This is a genomic window from Candidatus Poriferisodalis multihospitum, from assembly GCF_028283155.1.
Classification (GTDB): Bacteria; Actinomycetota; Acidimicrobiia; order Acidimicrobiales; family Poriferisodalaceae; genus Poriferisodalis; species Poriferisodalis multihospitum.
In genome coordinates, this window is the sequence record NZ_JAPYOK010000053.1 from 1 (window position 1) to 7,086 (window position 7,086).

The 7,086-nt window shown below is 68.2% G+C and carries 6 protein-coding genes; all 6 read left to right on the forward strand.

What is annotated here, in order from left to right; genetic code table 11:
- Positions 1 to 1,227 (forward strand): ABC transporter substrate-binding protein (locus VI480_RS04860; protein ID WP_323671693.1); only part of this gene is annotated, 1,227 nt, incomplete at its 5' end.
- Between the two features lie 166 nt (positions 1,228 to 1,393).
- On the forward strand, positions 1,394 to 3,016 hold the full coding sequence (locus VI480_RS04865) for a sugar ABC transporter permease (RefSeq protein WP_323671694.1): 1,623 nt from the start codon (positions 1,394 to 1,396) through the stop codon (positions 3,014 to 3,016).
- Positions 3,009 to 4,013 (forward strand): carbohydrate ABC transporter permease, encoded by a 1,005-nt coding sequence (locus tag VI480_RS04870; protein WP_323671695.1) that lies wholly within the window; start codon positions 3,009 to 3,011, stop codon positions 4,011 to 4,013. The genes VI480_RS04865 and VI480_RS04870 overlap by 8 nt, the downstream gene beginning before the upstream one ends.
- 5 nt (positions 4,014 to 4,018) lie before the next feature.
- Positions 4,019 to 4,945 (forward strand): aldo/keto reductase, encoded by a 927-nt coding sequence (locus tag VI480_RS04875; RefSeq protein ID WP_323671698.1) that lies wholly within the window; start codon positions 4,019 to 4,021, stop codon positions 4,943 to 4,945.
- On the forward strand, positions 4,942 to 6,111 hold the full coding sequence (locus VI480_RS04880; RefSeq protein ID WP_323671696.1) for a Gfo/Idh/MocA family oxidoreductase: 1,170 nt from the start codon (positions 4,942 to 4,944) through the stop codon (positions 6,109 to 6,111). The genes VI480_RS04875 and VI480_RS04880 overlap by 4 nt, the downstream gene beginning before the upstream one ends.
- 45 nt (positions 6,112 to 6,156) lie before the next feature.
- A partial coding sequence (locus VI480_RS04885; protein WP_323671697.1) for an LLM class flavin-dependent oxidoreductase occupies positions 6,157 to 7,086 on the forward strand: 930 nt, incomplete at its 3' end.

Sequence of the window (7,086 nt, forward strand, 5' to 3'; positions counted from 1 at the left end):
GACATGATGGACCTGTCGGGCACCAAGGTGACCGTCTTCGGTCCCGAGTCCAGCGACGAGGAAGCCGGTGCGCTGCGAGATGCGCTCGACCACTTCGCCGCCCAGACCGGCATCGAGATCAGCTACACCGGTGCCCGCGACGCTGCGGACCAGATCAATGCGCAAGCAGCCGGCGGCAACCCGCCGGACATCTTCATCTTCCCGCAGCCGGGCAAGCTGGCCGACTTCGCACGTGACGGCCACCTCATCGCGCTGCCCGACGATGTCATCGCAGCCATGAACGAGCACTGGACGCCCGCTTGGACGGCGTTCGGCGATGTCGACGGAACCCAGTACGGCATTCCGAACAAGTCGGACCTGAAGTCGCTGGTGTGGTACAAGCCGGCGCTGTTCGAGTCGAAGGGCTACTCGGTGCCCGGCACCTGGGACGAGCTCAAGGCGCTGTCGGCCGAGATGATCGCCAACGGCGACACCCCCTTCTGCATCGGCATCGAGAGCGGCCCGGCCACCGGCTGGACCTTCACCGACTGGGTCGAAGACCTGATGCTGCGCTTCCACACGCCCGCCGAATACGACGCATGGGTCGCCGGTGAACTGGCCTTCTCCAGCGCCGAAGTCAGCGGTGTGTTCACCGAGGTGCTCGACCTGTGGAACACGCCGGGCATGGTGTTCGCCGCGGGCGGCTCCATCGCCGCCACTCCATTCGGCGACAACGGCCAGCCGCTGGTCGACAACGACTGCATGATGCACCGTCAGGCGTCCTTCTACGCGGCGTTCATCCCGGAGGGAACCGCATTCGCCGACGGCTCGGCCGATGCCGTGGACACCTTCTACTTCCCGTCGGTCAAGGGCGACCAGCCTGTGCTGGGCGCCGGCACCCTGGTGGGCGCCTTCCGCGACGCTCCCGAGGTGTGGGAAGTCATGAAGTACTTCGCCAGCTCCGAGTACGCCGAGGTGCGCCAGCAGGCACAGACCGAGCGCAAGGGCGGCGGCCTGTCCGGCTTCCTGTCGGCAGCGACGAACCAGGACCCGAGCGTGTACCAGCCGCTCGAGCAGTCGTTCCTCGACATCCTGCAGAACGCCGATGTCGTGCGCTTCGACGGTTCAGACCTGATGCCCGCCGAGGTCGGCGCCGGCACCTTCTGGACCGAGGGCACCGCGGTCGTCAACGGCGACAAGAGCGTCGCCGAGGCAACCCAAGCCATCGACGACAGCTGGCCGCAGTAAGCGGCGGCAGTCGTTCGAGGACGGCTGAGCAACAACATGCGTGAACGGAGGCCGGCCCACCGACGTGGGCCGGCCTCCGGCGCGTTCGGACTCCGGTTGAGCCCCCTGGGAAGGGGCGCCCACCCACGGTCCGCCCCGCCTACCGGTCGCCTGTAAGACTGCGACGATGGCAGCGCTGTGGGGTGCCTTTCTGGGCATCGTGATCTCCGTCGGCGCCAGCGCCGCCGTGTTCTGGGGCACCCACCGGCTGTTCGGACTGGTCGAGCGCCGCTGGGCCGTCGTGGCGGCGGTGGCGGGTGTGCTCGTCGGCGCAGGCGCGGGCGCAGTGGCGGCGGGACTCCGCAGATGCGTCGCAGTCGAGGGTTCCCGCAACGATGAGTGCACGCCGCTGCTGGACGGTCCCTCATTCGGGTGGATCAACCCGACCCTCATGTGGATTGTCATCGGAGCTGCTGTGTTCGGGCTGGCGGGTGCGGCAGTCGGTGTGAAGCGGTCTCCTGCCGGTGACCGCATCGCCACGCTGCAGGGCCGGCTGCGAGCGCTCACGTTCGTGGGGCCGGCGATGCTGTTCGTCGCGCTGGGGCTGATCGTGCCGCTGCTGCGCACCATCTACCTGTCGCTGTTCGACAAGGCGGGCGAGAGCTTCCGCGGGCTCGCCAACTACGGCGAGATCTTCACCAACGCGCAGAGTGTGGATCTGTCGGGCTGGGCAGGCATCTTCGGCAGCCGGTTGTTCTGGGGCAGCCTCATTTTGTTCGCCATTGCAACCCTCATCGCGATGAGTCGGGGCCGCAGTCGCGGCGTCAGGGCCGACGTGTCGGCCAGCACCGTCGGGATCGGGCTCGGCGGCGGCCTGCTGCTGAGCTTCGCCGTGTTCGCCAACCTGCGCGGCACCGTCATGAACAACCTGTGGTGGGTGGTGGCGGTCACCTTCCTGTCCACGGCGCTGGGCCTGCTGGCCGCAGTGATCGCCGACCGCACCAAGCGCGAGTCGTTCGCCAAGAGCCTGATCTTCCTGCCGATGGCGATCTCCTTCGTCGGCGCGGGGATCATCTGGCGCTTCATGTACATCGCCCGGCCGCCGCAGAAGTCCCAGACCGGACTGCTCAACGCCATCTGGGTCTGGCTGGGCACGCTGCGGCCGTCGAGCGGCGGCGCGTGGACCGCCGTTGCTGTGCTGGCCGCCGTCACTGTCCTGCTCACCGCGCTGTGCGCATTCGGCGTGCGGCGGCGGCAGTCGGCGATCGCTGTGGGGTCGGCGGTTGCGGCCATCCCGCTGCTGTGGCTGATCTACCGCTTCCTGGGTCCCGGTGTGGGCGGCTCGGCGCTCGGTCCCAATGACGAGCCGATCGCGGGGACCATCCTGTTCGTCCAGGAATCGCCCTTCAACAACGTGTGGTTGATGGTGGTGCTCATCTGGATACAGACGGGATTCGCCATGGTCATCCTGTCGGCTGCGATCAAGGCCGTGCCGGCCGACCTGATCGAGGCGGCCCGCGTCGACGGCGCCGACGAGCGCCAGGTGTTCTTCGGGGTGACGCTGCCCACCATCGTGCCCACCATCACGGTGGTCATGACCGCCATGATCGTGCTGGTCATGAAAGTGTTCGACATCGTGCGGGTGATGACCAACGGCAACTTCGGCACGCAGGTCATCGCCAACGAGATGTGGCAGCGCAGCTTCACCGAGTTCAACCTGGGGCTGGGTTCGGCCCTGGCGGTGGTGCTGTTCCTGGGCGTGGTGCCCGTCATGGGCCTCAACATCAGACGGATGCAGCGCGGTGAGTAGCGCCGCCGAGACCGCAGCGGCCGAAAAGGCCCCCGGGCCGGCAGGCAGCGGCTCGGCGCAGCGCGGGCGACGCGGCCCCGACCGCGTCGGGCGGGCCGTGTACCGCTTCCTGCGCTCGATACCGGCCTGGGTGCTGTGGCTGATGGTGATCGTCTGGAGCGTTCCCACTGGCAGCCTGTTCCTCAACTCGTTCCGGCACCGTGACGACCAGCGCGCCTCTGGCTGGTGGACATCGTTCACCGAAGGCAACTGGACGCTGGAGAACTACGCCGATGTGCTGTCGTCGGGCGAGCAGACCGGCGGGCTGTGGCAGGCGCTGCTGAACTCCTTCGCCATCGCTATCCCGGCGACGATCATCCCCATCGCCATTGCCGCCCTGGCGGCGTACGCGTTCGCGTGGATCCCGTTTCGAGGCCGCGAGTGGCTATTCATCGGCACCGTCTCGCTGCTGGCCCTGCCCAACCAGGTCGCCTTGCTGCCGCTGCTGCAGATGTTCGCCGGCGGTGCCCACTGGACCCTTCCCGGCACCGAGATCGTCGTCACGCTGTTCCCCGACTTCAGCCTCGCCGGCACCGCTACGGCGGTCTGGCTGACCCACACGGCCTTCGCCCTGCCGTTCGCCATCTTCTTGCTGCACAACTACATCTCGACGCTGCCCGGTGAGCTGTTCGAGGCGGCCCGCATCGACGGCGCCGACCACTTCACCATCTTCTGGCGCATCGTGGTACCGCTGTCGGTTCCCGCCCTGGCGGCCTTCGCCATCTTCCAGTTCCTGTGGACCTGGAACGACTACCTGATCGCCCTGACCATGCTGGGCGCGGCAGGCGAGAACTACCCCGCCACCATCAAGATCGCCTCGATGGCCGGCGAGTTCGGCCTGCGCGAACACCTGCTGTCGGCGGGCGCCTTCGTGCAGGCAGGCGTGCCGATGCTGGTGTTCTTCTTCCTGCAGCGCTTCTTCGTGCGCGGGCTGCTGGCCGGCTCGGTGAAGTCTTGAGCGCTGTGGGCGACTCGTCCCTAGTTCGCACGGGCTCGCGGCGGCTCGGACCGGGCGGTGTCGAGATCGGCCCGCTGGCATTGGGGCTGTGGCGCTTCACCGGCACCGATGTCGGCCAGAACGCGGCGCTGATCGAGGCCGGGCTTGAGCTCGGCATGAATCTGGTGGACATCGCCGACGTGTACGGCCTGGACTGGGGCGGCACCGGCTTCGGGGCCTGCGAGGAGAACCTGGGTGCGGTGCTGCGGGCCCGGCCCGACCTGCGCGATCGCATGGTGCTCGCCACCAAGGGCGGCATCGTGCCGCCGGTGCCCTACGACTCGGGCGCGGCAGCGATGCGGTCTGCGTGCGAGGCCTCGCTGGCCAGGCTCGGGGCTGACCGCATCGACCTGTACCAGGTGCACCGGCCCGACATGTTCACGCACCCCGCCGAAGTGGCCGACACACTCGACGGGTTGGTTGCCGACGGGCTGGTGGGCGCCGTCGGCGTGTCCAACTACACGCCTGCGCAGACCCGGGCGCTGGCGGGCCATCTCGACGCACCGCTGGCCAGTACCCAGCCCGAGTATTCAGCCGCTTGCCTGGACGCGCTGCGAGACGGCACGCTCGACCTGTGCTCGGAGATGGGCATGGTGCCGTTGGCATGGAGTCCGCTCGCCGGCGGGCGACTCATGGCACAGGCGGGCGAGGACGACGGCGGGGTTCGGCCGGAGCTGCTGGCAACGCTGGACCGCTTGGCCGATCGGGAGAGCGTCGACCGCGCCGCAGTGTGCGTGGCCTTCGTACTGGCACATCCCACCGCGCCGGTGGCCATTGTCGGCACACAGCAGCCGGAACGACTCGAAGCGATGCAGGCGGCGCTCGGCGTGCAGCTCGACCGCAACGACGTCTACGACATTGTCGAGGCCTCGGAAGGTCAGCCATTGCCGTGAGCGACGGCACCCACGAGGCCGAGACAGACGGCGGAGCCGTGGCCCTAGCGGCCAGCGAGCCGATGCGCTTCGGCGTCATCGGCACCGGCATGATGGGCATCGAGCACATCGCCAACCTCATCGCGCTCGACGGCGCCGAGGTCGCGGCGCTGTGCGACAACTGGGAGCCGTCGCTCAAGGCGGCCCAGCACGAGCTGGCTTGCAGCGGGCTTGATCCCGTCCCCAGCTTCGACAGCCACGACGAACTGCTCGATGCGGGGCTGTGCGATGCCGTGGTGGTGGCGACGCCGAACCACCTCCACACCGACATCGTTTTGGACGTAGCCGCTGCCGGTGTGCCCCAGCTCGTCGAGAAGCCGCTGGCCACAACGCTGGCCGACTGCCGGCGCATCATCGACGGCATCAAGGCGCTCGGGCCCGACGCACCACTCGTGTGGGTGGGGCTGGAGTACCGCTACATGGCGCCGGTGGCTGCACTCATCGAACAGGCTCGCGCCGGCGCTGTTGGCCGCATCGCAATGGTGGCCATCCGCGAGCACCGCTTCCCCTTCCAGCCGAAGGTGGGCGACTGGAACCGGTTCAATCGCAACACCGGCGGGACGCTGGTCGAGAAGTGCTGCCACTTCTTCGACCTCATGCGATTCATTGTGGGCGACGAGCCAGTCCGCGTGATGGCGTCGGGCGCGCAGGATCTGAATCATCTCGACGAGAGCTACGGCGGCGAGACGCCAGACATCTTGGACAACGCCTTCGTAATCGTCGACTTCGCCTCAGGCGCGAGGGCCCTGCTCGACCTGTGCATGTTCGCCGATGCCACACGCAACCAGGAAGAGCTGTCGGTGGTGGGCGAGGGCGGCAAGCTCGAGGCGCTGATCCCCGACGATGTGCTGCGGGTGGGTGTGCGCGGGCGTGACTGGATCGGCAACGTCACCGAGCGGCAGGTCGCCAGCACCGCACCGGTGACCGGCCACCACCATGGCTCGTCGTACATCGAGCTGGAACGCTTCCGAGACGCCGTGCTCACATCGAGCCCGGCCGAATGCACACTGGCCGATGGATTGTGGTCGGTGGCCATCGGCCGGGCCGCGCACATCTCGATAGACGAGGGCCGACCAGTGGAGATGAGCGAGCTGCTCACCCCTGCCGAACTCGCCGGGCTGGGCTGATGAGCACCGCCGGCGCTGTGCGACGACGACTACGAGTTCCTGGGCGTGCCGGATCGGGCCTTGGCCAGTTCATGGGAGCACTGCGCGGACATCGTCACCACCGCCGAGCGAAACGGCTTCGACAACGTGCTGCTGCCTTCCGGCTACACGCTGGGCATCGATGCCACCGCTTTCGCCGCCGGCATCGCCACAAGAACCGAGCGGATCAACCTGCTGCTGGCGGTGCGCATGGGAGAGCTCTGGCCTCCGCAGTTGGCGCGCCAGCTCGCCACGATCGACCAGATGGCGGGCGGGCGGCTCACCATCAACATCATCTCCAGCGACCTGCCCGGTGCACCGCTGCCGTCGGCCCCGCGCTACCAGCGCACCCGCGAGTACATGGAGGTGCTGCGCACCCTGCTCAATGGCCAGCCGGTCGACTTCGACGGCGAGTTCGTCTCGGTGCAGCTCGAACCCCCACGCGTCGGCACCGCGAGCGGGAAGTGCCCGCCGTTCTACTTCGGCGGCTTCTCCGACGACGCCAAGCACACCGCTGCAGTCGCCGCCGACGTGTTCTTGACCTGGCCCGACACCGTCGCGGGCGTTGCGGCAACGGTCAGCGAGATGCGAGACCGGGCGAGCGCTGTCGGGCGCGAGCTGAAGTTCGGCCTGCGGTCCCACGTGATCGTGCGCCCCACTACCGCAGAGGCCATCGATGCCACCCGCCGACTGGTGAGCCAGCTCGACGACGACACCGGAGCCTCAATCCGCGCCCGAGCGCTCGATTCGGCCTCCGTCGGCGTGCAACGCCAAGCTGAGCTGCGCGACGGCGCCGATGACGACGGCTTCGCGGAAGAAGGCCTGTGGACCGGCATCGGCCGAGCCAGAAGCGGCGCCGGAGCTGCAATTGTCGGCAACCCCGACGAGATCACGGCCAAGCTCGACGCCTACCGCGACGTGGGCATTGACGCCTTCATCCTGTCCGGCTACCCCCAC